The following is a 17,343-nucleotide window of genomic DNA, read 5'->3' on the forward strand; positions in this document are numbered from 1 at the left end:
GCTAAATTAACAAAATGGCTTCGCATTTAACAATAACCGAATAGAAAACAACCATTTCGACATCAACAATCGCTTACATTCGCTTATATATTGACCACAACTGATACATCAGATTATGTGATGACTCGTGCTTAGATCAATTTTTGCAATCATTAGCAAAAAGATTAATAAACCATCTATATCAATTTATCCAACCTATTCTGCCGTTCAAGAAATCGCCGAACAGTTATTTTTAACAAATTTTTCTCTTCCCATTGACTTTCCCGGACACCTTGTCTGACCTAAGGTGCGCGAAAGCCACTTTTTCCTTCCTGAGTTATCCACAAAGTTATGCACTTGCAAGAGGGCCATTTTCACACTATCTTGCAGTGAATCCCAAACATACCCCCTATATATAGTGTTCTAAGCAGCTTCCCGTACTACAGGTAGTCTGCACGAAACTATTGCGGAAAGAATTCCAAAAACAGGTACGACATACATGAATCAGAATCTGCTGGTGACAAAGCGCGACGGTAGCACAGAGCGCATCAATCTCGACAAAATCCATCGCGTTCTGGATTGGGCGGCAGAAGGACTGCATAACGTTTCGATTTCCCAGGTCGAGCTGCGCTCCCACATTCAGTTTTATGACGGTATCAAGACCTCTGACATCCACGAAACTATTATCAAGGCTGCCGCAGACCTGATCTCCCGTGATGCGCCGGATTATCAGTATCTCGCCGCGCGCCTGGCGATCTTCCACCTGCGTAAAAAAGCCTACGGCCAGTTTGAGCCGCCTGCGCTGTACGACCACGTGGTGAAAATGGTCGAGATGGGCAAATACGATAATCATCTGCTGGAAGACTACACGGAAGAAGAGTTCAAGCAGATGGACACGTTTATCGATCACGACCGTGATATGACCTTCTCTTATGCTGCCGTTAAGCAACTGGAAGGCAAATATCTGGTACAGAACCGCGTGACCGGCGAAATCTACGAAAGCGCCCAGTTCCTTTATATTCTGGTTGCTGCGTGCCTGTTCTCGAACTACCCGCGTGAAACGCGCCTGCAATACGTGAAGCGTTTTTACGACGCGGTTTCCACATTTAAAATTTCGCTGCCGACGCCAATCATGTCCGGCGTGCGTACCCCGACTCGTCAGTTCAGCTCCTGCGTACTGATCGAGTGCGGCGACAGCCTGGACTCCATCAACGCCACCTCCAGCGCGATTGTTAAATACGTATCCCAGCGTGCCGGGATCGGCATCAACGCCGGGCGTATTCGTGCGCTGGGTAGCCCGATTCGCGGTGGCGAAGCGTTCCATACCGGTTGTATTCCGTTCTACAAACATTTCCAGACAGCGGTGAAATCCTGCTCTCAGGGCGGTGTGCGCGGCGGTGCGGCAACGCTGTTCTACCCGATGTGGCATCTGGAAGTGGAAAGCCTGCTGGTGTTGAAAAACAACCGTGGTGTGGAAGGCAACCGCGTGCGTCATATGGACTACGGGGTACAAATCAACAAACTGATGTATACCCGTCTGCTGAAAGGTGAAGATATCACCCTGTTCAGCCCGTCCGACGTACCGGGGCTGTACGACGCATTCTTCGCCGATCAGGAAGAGTTTGAACGCCTGTATACCAAATATGAGAAAGACGACAGCATCCGCAAGCAGCGTGTGAAAGCCGTTGAGCTGTTCTCGCTGATGATGCAGGAACGTGCATCTACCGGTCGTATCTATATTCAGAACGTTGACCACTGCAATACCCATAGCCCGTTTGATCCGGCCATCGCGCCAGTGCGTCAGTCTAACCTGTGCCTGGAGATAGCCCTGCCGACCAAACCGCTGAACGACGTCAACGACGAGAACGGTGAAATCGCGCTGTGTACGCTGTCTGCTTTCAACCTGGGCGCAATTAATAGCCTGGATGAACTGGAAGAGCTGGCAATTCTGGCGGTTCGTGCACTTGACGCGCTGCTGGATTATCAGGATTACCCGATCCCGGCCGCCAAACGTGGAGCGATGGGTCGTCGTACGCTGGGTATTGGTGTGATCAACTTCGCTTACTACCTGGCGAAGCATGGTAAACGCTACTCCGACGGCAGCGCCAACAACCTGACGCATAAAACCTTCGAAGCGATTCAGTATTACCTGCTGAAAGCGTCTAATGAGCTGGCGAAAGAGCAAGGCGCGTGCCCGTGGTTTAACGAAACCACTTACGCGAAAGGGATCCTGCCGATCGATACCTATAAGAAAGATCTGGATACCATCGCTAATGAGCCGCTGCATTACGACTGGGAAGCTCTGCGTGAGTCAATCAAAACGCACGGCCTGCGTAACTCCACGCTTTCTGCTCTGATGCCGTCCGAGACTTCTTCGCAGATCTCTAACGCCACTAACGGTATTGAACCGCCGCGCGGTTACGTCAGCATCAAAGCGTCGAAAGACGGTATTCTGCGCCAGGTGGTGCCGGACTACGAGCATCTGCACGACGCCTATGAGCTGCTGTGGGAAATGCCGGGTAACGATGGCTACCTGCAACTGGTGGGTATCATGCAGAAATTTATCGATCAGTCGATCTCTGCTAACACCAACTACGATCCGTCACGCTTCCCGTCAGGAAAAGTGCCGATGCAGCAATTGCTGAAAGACCTGCTCACCGCCTACAAATTCGGGGTCAAAACGCTGTATTATCAGAACACCCGTGACGGCGCTGAAGACGCGCAGGACGATCTGGTGCCGTCAATCCAGGACGATGGCTGCGAAAGCGGCGCATGTAAGATCTGATATTGAGATGCCGGATGCGGCGTAAACGCCTTATCCGGCCTACGGCTCGGTTTGTAGGCCTGATAAGACGCGCCAGCGTCGCCTCAGGCTCCGGGTGCCGGATGCAGCGTGAACGCCTTATCCGGCCTACGGCTCGGATTTGTAGGCCTGATAAGACGCGCCAGCGTCGCATCAGGCACAGGATGCGGCGTAAAATGCCTTATCCGGCATTAAACTCCCAACAGGACACACTCATGGCATATACCACCTTTTCACAGACGAAAAATGATCAGCTCAAAGAACCGATGTTTTTTGGTCAGCCGGTCAACGTGGCTCGCTACGATCAGCAAAAATATGACATCTTCGAAAAGCTGATCGAAAAGCAGCTCTCTTTCTTCTGGCGTCCGGAAGAAGTTGACGTCTCCCGCGACCGTATCGATTACCAGGCGCTGCCGGAGCACGAAAAACACATCTTTATCAGCAACCTGAAATATCAGACGCTGCTGGATTCCATTCAGGGTCGTAGCCCGAACGTGGCACTGCTGCCGCTGATCTCGATCCCGGAACTGGAAACCTGGGTAGAAACCTGGGCGTTCTCAGAAACGATTCATTCCCGTTCCTATACTCATATCATTCGTAATATCGTTAACGATCCGTCTGTTGTGTTTGACGATATCGTCACCAACGAGCAGATCCAGAAACGTGCGGAAGGGATCTCCAGCTATTACGATGAGCTGATCGAAATGACCAGCTACTGGCATCTGCTGGGCGAAGGCACCCACACCGTTAACGGTAAAACCGTAACCGTTAGCCTGCGCGAGCTGAAGAAAAAACTGTATCTCTGCCTGATGAGCGTTAACGCGCTGGAAGCGATTCGTTTCTACGTCAGCTTTGCTTGTTCCTTTGCCTTTGCAGAACGCGAACTGATGGAAGGTAACGCCAAGATTATTCGCCTGATTGCCCGCGATGAAGCCCTGCACCTGACCGGCACCCAGCATATGCTGAATCTGCTGCGCAGCGGCGCGGATGATCCGGAGATGGCGGAAATTGCCGAAGAATGTAAGCAGGAGTGCTATGACCTGTTTGTCCAGGCGGCACAACAGGAGAAAGACTGGGCGGATTATCTGTTCCGTGACGGTTCGATGATTGGTCTGAATAAAGATATTCTCTGCCAGTACGTTGAATACATCACCAATATCCGTATGCAGGCAGTCGGTTTGGATCTGCCGTTCCAGACGCGCTCCAACCCGATCCCGTGGATCAACACCTGGCTGGTGTCTGATAACGTGCAGGTTGCTCCGCAGGAAGTGGAAGTCAGTTCTTATCTGGTCGGGCAGATTGACGCGGAAGTGGACACCGACGATTTGAGTAACTTCCAGCTCTGATGGCCCGCGTTACCCTGCGCATCACTGGCACACAACTGCTGTGCCAGGATGAACACCCTTCCCTTCTGGCGGCGCTGGAATCCCACAATGTGGCGGTTGAGTACCAGTGCCGCGAAGGTTACTGCGGCTCCTGTCGCACGCGCCTTGTTGCAGGCCAGGTGGACTGGATTGCCGAACCGTTAGCCTTTATTCAGCCGGGGGAAATTTTGCCCTGTTGTTGCCGGGCAAAAGGCGATATTGAAATCGAGTTGTGATCGGGTACTAGCGCCAGATACGACGCTTACGCGTATTATCTGGCCTACAACGATTACATGGCGTAGTAATACGCTTTTACCTGCTCCCAGTCCGCTTTGGGGATCGGCTCCAGATATTTTTCCAGCTGGCGGAAGTCATGATTAATCGCTTTATCGCGACGCAAGCGGCGACGACTTTTCTCCAGATCAAGAAAACCAGCTTCTGCCTTACCTTCTGTTTTCACATAGATATGGCGAACATAACAACAGCCATGCTGACGATTAACGCTATGCATTTTCTTAAACGCCAGCGCCACTGCTTTCAACATGGCTTGCCGTACTTCGTCAGAATAGGGCGTTACTGCATGCTGGGCATACCAGTCAGCAATGCTGATGAACCCCGCCATATCTTCAGTCACCAGCAACGCGCGCCATTCCCCCTCAATTTTCACCGCTTCACCAAAAACGATCTTCGGCACGATGACACCGGCCCGTTCCAGTTCTTTAATTACCGCAACCTCACGGACAATCGTTGGTCGGCCGAAAGGATAACGTACGGAATGAAACAGATGATGCGTCATGCGCTTTACATATAGCTTTTTGCCGTTGCGCTCGACGCATTGCACCCCGCTCATACCATTACGGCGATAGTTAGGCTCTTCAACCCAGTCGCCCTCTGTTGCCCACCAGTGATTAAATTCGTCGTGCTTTGCTGAAACTGCCATACCCTATCGCCTGCCATTTTTTATTAACGACAATGACTATAGGTGGTTACCTGCGAAAAATCTTAATGAAACGTGTCGTATTAATGAATTTCTTTTGCCACTACTAGCGCGACACCGCTTTTACCCTTCATTTGCAGCGCATAGACTCCACCAGCCACTACCACTAATAGTGCGCCCAGCAGATAAATCATTCGGTAGCCAGTATGTGCAACCATCATCCCCATCACACAGGCTCCCAGCGCCAGGCCTGCATCCATCGCATTGAAGAAGAGGGAGTTTGCGACACCGATTTTATGCGGTTCCACTGAACTGATAATCTGCGTCTGAAAAACTGGCGTCACGGAACCATACCCGATACCAATCAACGCGCCAGAAACGACCATCATTACGCTGCCCTGGGTGTAGCCGAGAACCACCAGCCCAACCGTAAAGAACAGCAGGCAGGGGTAAACCACATATTTCGGGCCTTTTTTGTCGCAAACATTGCCGGTGAAGGTACGGCAGATCATCAGGAAGATGGCGTAGCAGAGCAGGAAATTACTGGCCGCCGACATCAGATTAAGTTCGCGGGCGTAAAGCGCCAGAAAGGCAGAAACCCCGGCATACGAAAAGGTCATAAAGAATGTAACCATGGCAAACGGCAATGCCGCGCGATCGAACATGGCGGCGAAGCCCATCTTTGGCTTTGAACCGTCGGCATGGCTGATAACCGGCGGCACGGTCATAATCAGCGACAGGATAATCCCCACCGCCGCAACGCCAGTACATAACCAGAAAGCCATATTAAAGGCCTCCCAGCGCGCCATATTCAGGCCAATCCACGGCCCGACCACCATTGCCAGCCCCATTGCCAGAGAGAAAAAACTGATGCCCTCCCCACGTCGGGAGGCCGGGATCAGCCGCGCGGAAATCGTTCCCTTTACCGTTGTGATAACCCCGAAGGTAATACCATGAAGCACCCTAATAAAAAGCAGTGATTCTATTGAGTGGCAAAAAGGATACAGCGCAGTGACCACCAAAAAGGCCAGAGAAGAGAGCACCAGAATAGTTTTATTCGAATATTTACCCACCCATTGCCCGGCAAAGGGTCGAATAACAATCGCCGCAATTAAAAATAAAGTCACCAACAAACCTGCTTTATCAGGAGAGGCATGCAAGCGGTCAGAGATATAAATTGGCAACAATGTTAGTAAAACATAAAAGACGAAGAAAATAATAAAGCTGATGATGGTTATTGCCCAAAAATCCTTCGTCCATAACTTCTCTTTCATACCCTACCGCCTGTCAGGATGACGCACGCAGACAACACTCCCGTTACTGCGGTTGCGTCAAATTGTGATGTACTTTGCAGAACAGAAGTATAAATGGCGGCATGCTATTAGAGAAATTAATCGTTTTAATATTATTGATTAGCAAACTCTAATGACTCTTACCCAAATAAATTCTTTACTCGCCGTGCTGGATTACGGTGGCTTTACTGAAGCCAGCAAGCGATTGTTCATGACGCAGTCGGCGGTAAGTCAGGCAATTGCTGCCCTCGAACAAGAACTTGGTGTGAATATACTGTTACGCGATCGCCGTAAAGCTATACAACTGACCACAGCAGGTCACCGCATTGTGCAATATCTGCGCGCCATTAATCGGGAAGTTAACGCAGTAAAAGAGATAGCCGAGCAGGAAAAGCAGAACCCTCAAAGAACGCTGAGACTTGGTTGTTTCCCCAGCGTCTGCGCCTGTATCTTACCGGTTGTGATTCGCTACTTTGAAATTCATCATCCGAATATAAAAATTATTCCTTTTGAGGAAAATAGCACAGCGATTATTGATTCGCTTCAGAATGAATCCATTGATGCCGGTTTTGTTCATTTTCCGGTGAGCGGAATGTACTCCGTGCCCATTTATCAGGATAAATTCACCGTAGTGTTACCGCCCAACCATGCTCTGGCAAAAAACAGCACTATTACAGTGGAAGAATTAATGGGTGAACCATTAATCATTAGTAAAGGACGCTATGAATTAAGCATTATGGCACTATTTAAAGAAAAGAATATTACCCCACAGATAAAATATGAATTTAATCACCCGGATACAGCGATCAGTTTTATTCGACAGGGATTAGGCATCGCCTTATTACCAGAGTTAACGCTGAAAACCATTGCAGATGAATTGTGTTCCGTTCCTCTCGAACCAACCTTCTATCGACAGATTTCGTTGCTGGCTAAAGAAAAGCCGGTAGAAGGCAGTCCACTGTTTTTACTACAAATGTGTACGGAACAACTAGTGGTGAGTGGAAAAATTTGATGTAAGACATGAGATTGATGACAAATGCAAGACTGCCTGATTCGCCACACTTAGTTGTACTATAGCCTTTACCAGGCGTAATAATTCGTTTTCACCTGATTTTGGCCCACTTTGTGAATTGGCGATATATTTATCCAGTTGGGAGAAGTGACAATGACTCCAGGTAGAAACCGGTATGAAGCGCCCGACTCACTGTCAAATCCGATTGTTGAGAGTAATGACACTCCGGCGAACAGTACACAGTTTACTCTGGAGCCATTCTCAATCTTCAAGTGGGATACCTAATAACTTGTCAGGGAAGTTATCAATATCTGTTTGTTACTTATTACCGTATTTATTAACAATAATGATACTTTCTAACATGCGTAAAGGTCTTCGTAATAAAATGAGCTAAATTTGATAGTGAATATATTCTGCAAAGATTAAATTGTATCTTGTTAACTCACAATACAAGGAATCATTTATGCCAAATACATCTATTCACTTATCTCGCTGTAATATTTTACAAAATAATAAATTGCAACCAGCAGAAATTTACAAAGAATCACAACAAACCGCCAAACTTGAGTTTTTTTGCGATGAGTTTCTAAAAATATCTCAAAGTAGATACGGGTTATCAACCTCAACAGACAGCATAGCTAATTTATTGGCTTTTTTCACGAAAGCCTCAGATGCAATTGATAGTATCAAGACCCAAAAAATTGACGTTCACAGTTATGGTTTCGTACCAATAAGACATTTTGTCGAACATGTCATAACGTATAAAAATGAATTTGCAGCGGATTATGAACCCTATACCCTTACCTTTACCCGAGGTGAAAACAACGAAGGTATTTTGAGTGTCGAAAGCAAAGAAGGGTTTATTTCACAAAGAACAATAAACTTAAATGAATATGAAACTGCAATTAACATCATCAATGAACATGTTATAAAAGAAAATATCCACAACACGGTCCAGTCACCGACAGAAAAAGACATTTCAAAAATAAACAGCTCTGATAAACCTTATAAAACCAGCAGTAAGGAAAGTATTAAAAGTCAACTTTACAGCGATCAAAAAAATATACAGACCTGCTACTACATTCTGAGAAAAAATACAGAATGGTACAAATACGCATCCTCCGAGGAACGCTATGATAAATTCAAGAATTCTTCTAAGGAAATTAAAAATACCTACAAGCAAATTGTACAAGCGCAGAAAAAATTGAACCAAATGAAATACATCAATAAATTAAGTGGTGAGCTTATCGATATCACCGACAAAAAGTTAGCACCATTAATAAATGATAGTTTCAGCTATACACGAGATTTCTTTGCTTACTCAAAACAGGAAAAAAATATCTTCACATTTGATAATTCTAAGTTTGTAGATCCAAAGGAAAAAGAAGGTTTAATGGTACAACACAGCAATGGGCAACTGGTTATTACTGGTAAATATTGCCCTGAAGGTGTGCAAACAGCATTCACCCAAGAACAATATGATAAATTAATAAGATACATTAATATTTTCTTTACCTTTCCGAAATTAGAATAATACTTTACAGTATAAACTGCATTACAATTTATTATTGAGACCTATTCATACTGTTTAAAGAATAACAATGCCCAGTGTTAGCTTTTTTAACGAATGAGTTTTACGAAAATTATGTTGGCATCTTTTTTACAGGATGCACCGGTTAATGAAAAGAATAACCGGTAGTAGCATTATTTCGCTTTAGCAGAGGATGGCGCATGAACGCCATCCTGCAGTAGCAGCATTACTCTTTATTAAGGAATTTAACCGCTTTATCAGGGAAATCAGTAAACAACCCATTTACACCCGCTTTGTTATACAGAGCATCATATAACTGATTCACATCAGTTGTGTATTCAGGCAGTTTATCTGACCGCACGGTATAAGGATGCACTACCAGCTTGTTCTGCTGAGCATCTTGCACCATGCCAGTGAGTTTGATATTACCCGGCTGCGATGTCTCCTCAATCAACATATGGTAATCCGGACCAATACCATCTGCATATTCCGCCACCTGTTTCATGGCACCCGGCTTAAACATCCAGTCGTAGTTGTAATTAACCCAGCTTCCGTCCGGCTGTTTCTGCTGAGTTTCGTTCCAGTCGGTATAGGCAATCAGCTGTACCAGATTGAGATCCATGCCCATTTTGGGTTCCAGCTCATTCTTAATACGCTTCAGCTCATCAGCATCAAAACATTGCAAATAAACTTTATCGTCTTTACCGGTGTAACCATATTTCTTCAGCGCTTCCAGCGTTTTTGCCGCAATATCCTTCCCTTCCTGATGATGGAACCACGGCGCTTTGATTTCTGGATAGATACCGATATTTTTCCCGGTAGAGTGATTTAACCCCTGAACAAATTCAATCTCTTCTTCAAAGGTGTGCACCCGGAAGTCGGACTTACCCATTGGGAAACGCCCTGGATAAGTCTGCACTTTTTTACCGTTTTCAATATCGAAACCTTCGGTAAATTTCAACGACTTAATTTCATCCAGCGTGAAATCTATCGCGTAGTAACGACCGTCTTTGCGCGCCCGATCCGGGAAACGATCGGCAACATCAGTAACACGATCGAGGTAATGGTCATGCAGAACAACCAGATGGTCGTCTTTGGTCATCACCAAATCCTGTTCCAGATAATCCGCTCCCTGCGCATACGCCATCGCTTTTGCTGGCAGCGTATGCTCCGGCAAATATCCACTGGCACCGCGATGGGCGATGACTATTTTTTCGTTGCTGTCCGCCGCCATTGCACTGCTTCCCATGACTATAGTGCTCATCATGATCGCCATGCTAAGGTTTTTCAGCGTCAATTTCATGCCATTAGCCTCCGTTGCGTTTTTGCAGTAATTCCTGATGGCGACGTTTTTCGCCAATCATCACAACAATCAACAAGATAACCGCCAAAATGCTGCCGCCAATCATTACCATAAAGCCGCCATCCCAGCCGAAGAAGTCCACGGTGTAGCCAACAATCGCGCTCGCCGCCACCGAACCGCCCAGGTAACCAAACAGACCGGTAAAGCCCGCTGCCGTTCCTGCCGCTTTTTTCGGTGCCAGTTCCAGCGCATGCAGACCGATCAGCATCACAGGGCCGTAAATCAGGAAGCCGATAACAATCATACAAATCATATCGACGGTTGGGTTACCTGCCGGGTTCATCCAGTAAACGATAGTCGCGATGGTCACCAGTGTCATAAAGAAAACGCCGGTTGCCCCACGGTTGCCACGGAAGACTTTATCCGACATCCAGCCGCACAGCAGAGTGCCCGGAATACCCGCATACTCATAGAAGAAGTAGGCCCAGGAGGATTTATCCAGCGCGAAATGCTTAACCTCTTTCAGATAAGTCGGTGACCAGTCGAGGATGCCGTAACGCAGCAGATAAACGAACACGTTGGCGATGGCGATATACCACAGCAGTTTGTTCGGCAGCACGTACTGCATGAAGATTTGCTTCGCAGTCAGCTCCTGTTCCGCTTTTTCGTTATAGTCGTCCGGATAATCATTTTTGTACTCTTCGATCGGCGGCAGGCCACAGGATTGCGGGGTATCGCGCATCATCGCAAAGGCGAATAATGCCACCAGAATGGCGCAGAAAGCGGGCATATAGAGCGCCGCGTGCCAGTCATTGAACCAGGCCATCCCCAGCAGGAACAGCAGCGGCGGAATACCACCACCGACGTTGTGCGCACAGTTCCACACTGACACAATGCCGCCACGTTCTTTCTGCGACCACCAGTGCACCATAGTACGACCACACGGCGGCCACCCCATCCCCTGGAACCAACCGCAGAGGAACAACAGTACAAACATTACCGCAATGCTCGACGTCGCCCATGGCACAAAGCCCATAAACAACATCACTGCCGCCGCCAGAATCAAACCTGCGGGCAGGAAAACGCGCGGATTCGAGCGATCCGATACCGAACCCATGATGAATTTCGAAAATCCATAAGCAATCGAGATCCCCGAAAGGGCAAAACCTAAATCACCGCGTGAGAATCCCTGCTCCACCAGGTAAGGCATAGCGAGCGCAAAGTTCTTACGAACCAAATAGTAAGCAGCATAACCAAAGAATATCCCCAGGAAAATTTGCCAGCGCAATCGACGATAAGTCGGATCGATCTCCGCGGCAGGTAAGCGCGCTTTGTGTGGCGCTGGTTTAAAAATACTCAACATTGATAGCCTCCGTGGCCCGTGATCTTATTTATGATTAACAGCCTGATTCAGTGGGAGAACCTGCCGTTTCTTGAGTTGCCGCGATGTTAAGAAAACATTCATAAATTAAATGTGAATTACCGCACACATTATTAAATACGATGGTGAAAATGTTCATAATGACGCATGAAATCACGTTTCACTTTCGAATTATGAGCGAATATGCGCGAAATCAAACAATTCATGTTTTTACTATGGCTAAATGGTAAAAAACGAACTTCAGAGGGATAACAATGAAAACTCGCGACTCGCAATCAAGTGACGTGATTATCATTGGCGGCGGCGCAACGGGAGCCGGGATTGCCCGCGACTGTGCCCTGCGCGGGCTGCGCGTGATTTTGGTTGAGCGCCACGACATCGCAACCGGTGCCACCGGGCGTAACCACGGCCTGCTGCACAGCGGTGCGCGCTATGCGGTAACCGATGCGGAATCGGCCCGCGAATGCATTAGTGAAAACCAGATCCTGAAACGCATTGCACGTCACTGCGTTGAACCAACTAACGGCCTGTTTATCACCCTGCCGGAAGATGACATCTCCTTCCAGGCCACTTTTATTCGCGCCTGCGAAGAAGCAGGGATCAGCGCAGAAGCTATAGACCCGCAGCAAGCGCGCATTATCGAACCTGCCGTTAACCCGGCACTGATTGGCGCGGTGAAAGTTCCGGATGGCACCGTTGATCCATTTCGTCTGACCGCAGCAAACATGCTGGATGCCAAAGAACACGGTGCTGTTATCCTTACCGCTCATGAAGTCACGGGGCTGATTCGTGAAGGCGCGACGGTGTGCGGTGTTCGTGTACGTAACCATCTCACCGGCGAAACTCAGGCCCTTCATGCACCTGTCGTGGTTAATGCCGCTGGGATCTGGGGGCAACACATTGCCGAATATGCCGATCTGCGCATTCGCATGTTCCCGGCGAAAGGATCGCTGCTGATCTTGGATCACCGCATTAACCAGCATGTGATCAACCGCTGCCGTAAACCTTCCGACGCCGATATTCTGGTGCCTGGCGATACCATTTCGCTGATTGGCACCACCTCTTTACGTATTGATTACAACGAGATTGACGATAATCGAGTGACGGCAGAAGAGGTTGATATTCTGCTGCGTGAAGGGGAAAAACTGGCCCCCGTGATGGCGAAAACGCGCATTTTGCGGGCCTATTCTGGCGTGCGCCCGCTGGTTGCCAGCGATGACGACCCGAGCGGACGTAACGTCAGCCGTGGCATCGTGCTGCTCGACCATGCTGAACGCGATGGTCTGGACGGATTTATCACCATCACCGGTGGCAAACTGATGACCTATCGGCTGATGGCTGAATGGGCTACCGACGCGGTATGCCGCAAACTGGGCAACACGCGCCCCTGTACGACTGCCGATCTGGCACTGCCTGGTTCACAAGAACCCGCTGAAGTTACCTTGCGTAAAGTCATCTCCCTGCCTGCCCCGCTGCGCGGTTCTGCGGTTTATCGTCATGGCGATCGCACGCCTGCCTGGCTGAGCGAAGGCCGTCTGCACCGTAGCCTGGTATGTGAGTGCGAAGCGGTAACTGCGGGTGAAGTGCAGTACGCGGTAGAAAATTTAAACGTTAATAGCCTGCTGGATTTACGCCGTCGTACCCGTGTGGGGATGGGTACCTGCCAGGGCGAACTCTGCGCCTGCCGCGCTGCCGGACTGCTGCAACGTTTTAACGTCACGACGTCCGCGCAATCTATCGAGCAACTTTCCACCTTCCTTAACGAACGCTGGAAAGGCGTGCAACCCATCGCCTGGGGAGATGCACTGCGCGAAAGCGAATTTACCCGCTGGGTTTATCAGGGATTGTGTGGTCTGGAGAAGGAGCAGAAAGATGCGCTTTGATACTGTCATTATGGGCGGCGGCCTCGCCGGATTACTCTGTGGCCTGCAACTGCAAAAACACGGCCTGCGCTGTGCCATTGTCACGCGTGGTCAAAGCGCGCTGCATTTCTCATCCGGTTCGCTGGATTTGCTGAGCCATCTGCCAGATGGTCAAGCTGTGACAGACATTCACAGTGGACTGGAATCTTTGCGTCAGCAGGCACCTGCACATCCTTACTCTCTTCTCGGGCCACAACGCGTGCTCGATCTCGCTTGCCAGGCGCAGGCATTAATCGCTGAAAGCGGTGCGCAATTGCAGGGCAGCGTAGAACTGGCTCACCAGCGGATTACGCCGCTCGGCACTCTGCGCTCTACCTGGCTAAGTTCGCCAGAAGTCCCCGTCTGGCCGCTGCCCGCGAAGAAAATATGTGTAGTGGGAATTAGCGGACTGATGGATTTTCAGGCGCACCTTGCGGCAGCTTCGTTGCGTGAACTCGGCCTTGCCGTTGAAACCGCAGAAATAGAGCTGCCGGAACTGGATGTCCTGCGCAATAACGCCACCGAGTTCCGCGCGGTGAATATCGCCCGTTTCCTTGATAATGAAGAAAACTGGCCGCTGTTACTTGATGCGCTTATTCCTGTCGCCAATACCTGCGAAATGATCCTGATGCCCGCCTGCTTCGGCCTGGCTGATGACAAACTGTGGCGTTGGTTGAATGAAAAACTACCTTGTTCACTGATGCTTTTGCCAACGCTGCCGCCTTCCGTGCTGGGCATTCGTCTGCAAAACCAGTTACAGCGCCAGTTTGTGCGTCAGGGTGGCGTGTGGATGCCGGGCGATGAAGTGAAAAAAGTGACCTGTAAAAATGGCGTAGTGAATGAAATCTGGACCCGCAATCACGCCGATATCCCGCTGCGTCCACGTTTCGCGGTTCTCGCCAGCGGCAGTTTCTTTAGTGGCGGACTGGTAGCGGAACGTAACGGCATTCGAGAGCCGATTCTCGGCCTTGATGTACTACAAACCGCCACGCGGGGTGAATGGTATAAGGGAGATTTTTTTGCGCCGCAACCGTGGCAGCAGTTCGGTGTAACCACTGATCAGACGCTACGCCCGTCGCAGGCAGGACAAACCATTGAAAACCTATTTGCCATCGGTTCGGTGCTGGGCGGATTTGATCCCATCGCCCAGGGATGCGGCGGCGGTGTTTGTGCCGTCAGTGCTTTACATGCCGCTCAACAGATTGCCCAACGCGCAGGAGGCCAACAATGAATGACACCAGCTTCGAAAACTGCATTAAGTGCACCGTCTGCACCACCGCCTGCCCAGTGAGCCGGGTGAATCCCGGTTATCCAGGGCCAAAACAAGCCGGGCCGGATGGCGAGCGTCTGCGTTTGAAGGATGGCGCACTGTATGACGAGGCGCTGAAATATTGTATCAACTGCAAACGTTGTGAAGTCGCCTGCCCGTCCGATGTGAAGATTGGCGATATCATCCAGCGCGCGCGGGCGAAATATGACACCACGCGCCCGTCGCTGCGTAATTTTGTGTTGAGTCATACCGACCTGATGGGTAGCGTTTCCACGCCGTTCGCACCAATCGTCAACACCGCTACCTCGCTGAAACCGGTGCGGCAGTTGCTTGATGCGGCGTTAAAAATCGATCATCGCCGCACGCTACCGAAATATTCCTTCGGCACGTTTCGTCGCTGGTATCGCAGCGTGGCGGCTCAGCAAGCGCAGTATAAAGACCAGGTCGCTTTCTTTCACGGCTGCTTCGTTAACTACAACCATCCGCAGTTAGGTAAAGATTTAATTAAAGTGCTCAACGCAATGGGTACCGGTGTACAACTGCTCAGCAAAGAAAAATGCTGCGGCGTACCGCTGATCGCCAACGGCTTTACCGATAAAGCACGCAAACAGGCAATTACGAATGTAGAGTCGATCCGCGAAGCTGTGGGAGTAAAAGGCATTCCGGTGATTGCCACCTCCTCAACCTGTACATTTGCCCTGCGCGACGAATACCCGGAAGTGCTGAATGTCGACAACAAAGGCTTGCGCGATCATATCGAACTGGCGACCCGCTGGCTGTGGCGCAAGCTGGACGAAGGCAAAACGTTACCGCTGAAACCGCTGCCGCTGAAAGTGGTTTATCACACTCCGTGCCATATGGAAAAAATGGGCTGGACGCTCTACACCCTGGAGCTGTTGCGTAACATCCCGGGGCTTGAATTAACGGTGCTGGATTCCCAGTGCTGCGGTATTGCGGGTACTTACGGTTTCAAAAAAGAGAACTACCCCACCTCACAAGCCATCGGCGCACCATTGTTCCGCCAGATAGAAGAAAGCGGCGCAGATCTGGTGGTCACCGACTGCGAAACCTGTAAATGGCAGATTGAGATGTCCACAAGCCTTCGCTGCGAACATCCGATTACGCTACTGGCCCAGGCGCTGGCTTAAACTCCTTTCTGATGCCCGGTAAGCATGTGGTTACCGGGCATTTTTGCGTACACGATTCCGTGCCCAATGTATGCGTTGCAACGCAGTGAAAATTCCTCTGAAAACGTCTCGCAAAGGCTGAAACTGGCAGATGTCAAAGGCCTGGGATAACCGTAATGTCGCGTCATCATAAATATCAGGTGACGGACAACCATGACCGAATCAACAACCTCCTCCCCGCATGATGCAGTATTTAAAACCTTTATGTTCACACCCGAAACCGCACGGGATTTTCTCGAAATACATCTACCAGAGCCGCTGCGCAAGCTTTGCAACCTGCAAACCTTACGCCTGGAACCCACCAGTTTTATTGAAAAAAGTTTACGCGCTTACTACTCGGATGTTTTGTGGTCCGTGGAAACCAGCGACGGTGACGGCTATATCTACTGCGTGATTGAACATCAAAGCTCTGCAGAAAAGAATATGGCTTTTCGGCTAATGCGCTATGCCACTGCCGCCATGCAGCGTCACCTGGACAAAGGCTATGACAGAGTCCCGCTGGTGGTGCCGTTGCTGTTTTATCATGGCGAAACCTCGCCCTACCCGTACTCACTCAACTGGCTGGATGAGTTTGACGATCCGCAACTTGCCCGGCAGTTGTACACCGAAGCTTTTCCGTTGGTGGATATCACCATCGTACCTGACGATGAGATCATGCAACATCGGCGTATAGCTCTGCTGGAACTGATTCAAAAGCATATTCGCGACCGCGATTTAATCGGTATGGTCGACAGGATCACCACGCTTTTGGTTAGAGGCTTCACTAATGACAGCCAGCTACAAACACTGTTTAATTATCTGCTGCAATGCGGCGATACCTCCCGTTTCACCCGTTTTATTCAGGAGATTGCCGAACGTTCACCACTACAAAAGGAGAGATTAATGACTATTGCTGAACGGCTACGGCAGGAAGGACACCAAATTGGCTGGCAGGAAGGTAAATTAGAAGGTTTGCAGGAAGGTAAATTGGAGGGCCTGCAGAAAGGTAAATTAGAAGGTTTGCAGGAAGGCATGCATGAGCAAGCCATTAAAATTGCCTTGCGCATGCTGGAGCAGGGCTTTGAACGTGAGATTGTGCTGGCGGCAACCCAACTCACTGATGCTGATATTCCGAACTGTCATTAAAAGGAGAGATTGATGACTATTGCTGAACGGCTACGGCAGGAAGGACATCAAATTGGCTGGCAAGAAGGTAAATTAGTAGGTTTGCAGCAAGGTAAATTAGAAGGTTTGCAGGAAGGCATGCATGAACAAGCCATTAAAATTGCTTTGCGCATGCTGGAACAGGGCTTTGATCGTGACCTGGTGCTCGGGGCCACCCAGCTAAGCGAAGCCGATCTGGCAGCGAATAACCACTAATTAACACAGGCCCACAGCCGATCC

Annotated in this window: 14 protein-coding genes and 1 pseudogene; 10 read left to right on the plus strand and 5 right to left on the minus strand. The window is 49.4% G+C overall.

All coding sequences use genetic code 11. From position 1 onward, the window contains the following. Positions 1 to 207: 207 nt before the first annotated feature. On the minus strand, positions 208 to 351 hold the full coding sequence (gene ypaB / locus HUZ68_RS24955) for a protein YpaB (protein ID WP_001300064.1): 144 nt from the start codon (positions 349 to 351) through the stop codon (positions 208 to 210). 127 nt (positions 352 to 478) lie between these two features. Here ypaB and nrdA point away from each other — a divergent pair, with 127 nt between their 5' ends. The 3 genes from nrdA (at position 479) to yfaE (ending at position 4,382) form a co-directional block, all read left to right on the plus strand. Then, on the plus strand, positions 479 to 2,764 hold the full coding sequence (nrdA, locus tag HUZ68_RS15205) for a class 1a ribonucleoside-diphosphate reductase subunit alpha (protein WP_001075172.1): 2,286 nt from the start codon (positions 479 to 481) through the stop codon (positions 2,762 to 2,764). A 233-nt stretch (positions 2,765 to 2,997) separates the two neighbouring features. Continuing rightward, a complete protein-coding gene (gene nrdB / locus HUZ68_RS15215) occupies positions 2,998 to 4,128 on the plus strand; it encodes a class Ia ribonucleoside-diphosphate reductase subunit beta (protein ID WP_000332036.1) in 1,131 nt (376 codons plus the stop codon). Further along, a complete protein-coding gene (gene yfaE, locus HUZ68_RS15220; protein ID WP_000135039.1) occupies positions 4,128 to 4,382 on the plus strand; it encodes a ferredoxin-like diferric-tyrosyl radical cofactor maintenance protein YfaE in 255 nt (84 codons plus the stop codon). The genes nrdB and yfaE overlap by 1 nt, the downstream gene beginning before the upstream one ends. 53 nt (positions 4,383 to 4,435) lie before the next feature. On the opposite strand, the gene inaA is transcribed toward yfaE, so the two are convergent. Together inaA and HUZ68_RS15230 are read right to left on the minus strand one after the other, a co-directional pair. Further along, positions 4,436 to 5,086: a lipopolysaccharide kinase InaA gene (gene inaA / locus HUZ68_RS15225; protein ID WP_000301028.1), complete on the minus strand. Its 651-nt coding sequence runs from the start codon at positions 5,084 to 5,086 to the stop codon at positions 4,436 to 4,438. Between the two features lie 80 nt (positions 5,087 to 5,166). Next, complete coding sequence (locus HUZ68_RS15230; protein WP_000660231.1) at positions 5,167 to 6,357, minus strand: MFS transporter; 1,191 nt, start codon at positions 6,355 to 6,357, stop codon at positions 5,167 to 5,169. 151 nt (positions 6,358 to 6,508) lie between these two features. Between HUZ68_RS15230 and HUZ68_RS15235 the strand changes: the two genes are divergently transcribed. Both HUZ68_RS15235 and HUZ68_RS15240 read left to right on the plus strand, forming a co-directional pair. Beyond that, positions 6,509 to 7,387 (plus strand): LysR family transcriptional regulator, encoded by an 879-nt coding sequence (locus HUZ68_RS15235; RefSeq protein ID WP_033815412.1) that lies wholly within the window; start codon positions 6,509 to 6,511, stop codon positions 7,385 to 7,387. Between the two features lie 463 nt (positions 7,388 to 7,850). Next, positions 7,851 to 8,921 (plus strand): hypothetical protein, encoded by a 1,071-nt coding sequence (locus HUZ68_RS15240; RefSeq protein ID WP_001134028.1) that lies wholly within the window; start codon positions 7,851 to 7,853, stop codon positions 8,919 to 8,921. Between the two features lie 223 nt (positions 8,922 to 9,144). Here the strand turns inward: HUZ68_RS15240 and glpQ are convergent, their stop codons facing one another. Both glpQ and glpT read right to left on the minus strand, forming a co-directional pair. Further along, a complete protein-coding gene (glpQ, locus tag HUZ68_RS15245; protein WP_000779077.1) occupies positions 9,145 to 10,221 on the minus strand; it encodes a glycerophosphodiester phosphodiesterase in 1,077 nt (358 codons plus the stop codon). Positions 10,222 to 10,225: 4 nt separating this feature from the next. Continuing rightward, positions 10,226 to 11,584, minus strand: a complete 1,359-nt coding sequence (gene glpT, locus HUZ68_RS15250) for a glycerol-3-phosphate transporter (RefSeq protein ID WP_000948724.1) — start codon at positions 11,582 to 11,584, stop codon at positions 10,226 to 10,228. A 272-nt stretch (positions 11,585 to 11,856) separates the two neighbouring features. Between glpT and glpA the strand changes: the two genes are divergently transcribed. The 5 genes and pseudogenes from glpA to HUZ68_RS15275 all read left to right on the plus strand — a co-directional run. After that, the gene (glpA, locus tag HUZ68_RS15255; protein WP_115740057.1) at positions 11,857 to 13,485 is read left to right on the plus strand and encodes an anaerobic glycerol-3-phosphate dehydrogenase subunit A; all 1,629 of its coding nucleotides are present in this window, start codon (positions 11,857 to 11,859) and stop codon (positions 13,483 to 13,485) included. After that, complete coding sequence (gene glpB / locus HUZ68_RS15260; protein ID WP_001209887.1) at positions 13,475 to 14,734, plus strand: glycerol-3-phosphate dehydrogenase subunit GlpB; 1,260 nt, start codon at positions 13,475 to 13,477, stop codon at positions 14,732 to 14,734. The genes glpA and glpB overlap by 11 nt, the downstream gene beginning before the upstream one ends. After that, positions 14,731 to 15,921, plus strand: coding sequence for an anaerobic glycerol-3-phosphate dehydrogenase subunit GlpC (gene glpC, locus HUZ68_RS15265; RefSeq protein ID WP_001000379.1), 1,191 nt, complete (start codon positions 14,731 to 14,733; stop codon positions 15,919 to 15,921). Before glpB ends, glpC begins: the two co-directional genes overlap by 4 nt. Before the next feature lie 192 nt (positions 15,922 to 16,113). Continuing rightward, entirely contained in the window at positions 16,114 to 17,085 is a 972-nt protein-coding gene (locus HUZ68_RS15270; protein ID WP_112924929.1) for an ISNCY family transposase, read from the plus strand. Next, positions 17,086 to 17,319 (plus strand): annotated as a pseudogene (locus HUZ68_RS15275) (hypothetical protein); the annotation flags it as partial. Positions 17,320 to 17,343 lie beyond the last annotated feature (24 nt).

The organism is Shigella dysenteriae (assembly GCF_022354085.1).
In the GTDB taxonomy this organism is placed as follows: domain Bacteria; phylum Pseudomonadota; class Gammaproteobacteria; order Enterobacterales; family Enterobacteriaceae; genus Escherichia; species Escherichia coli.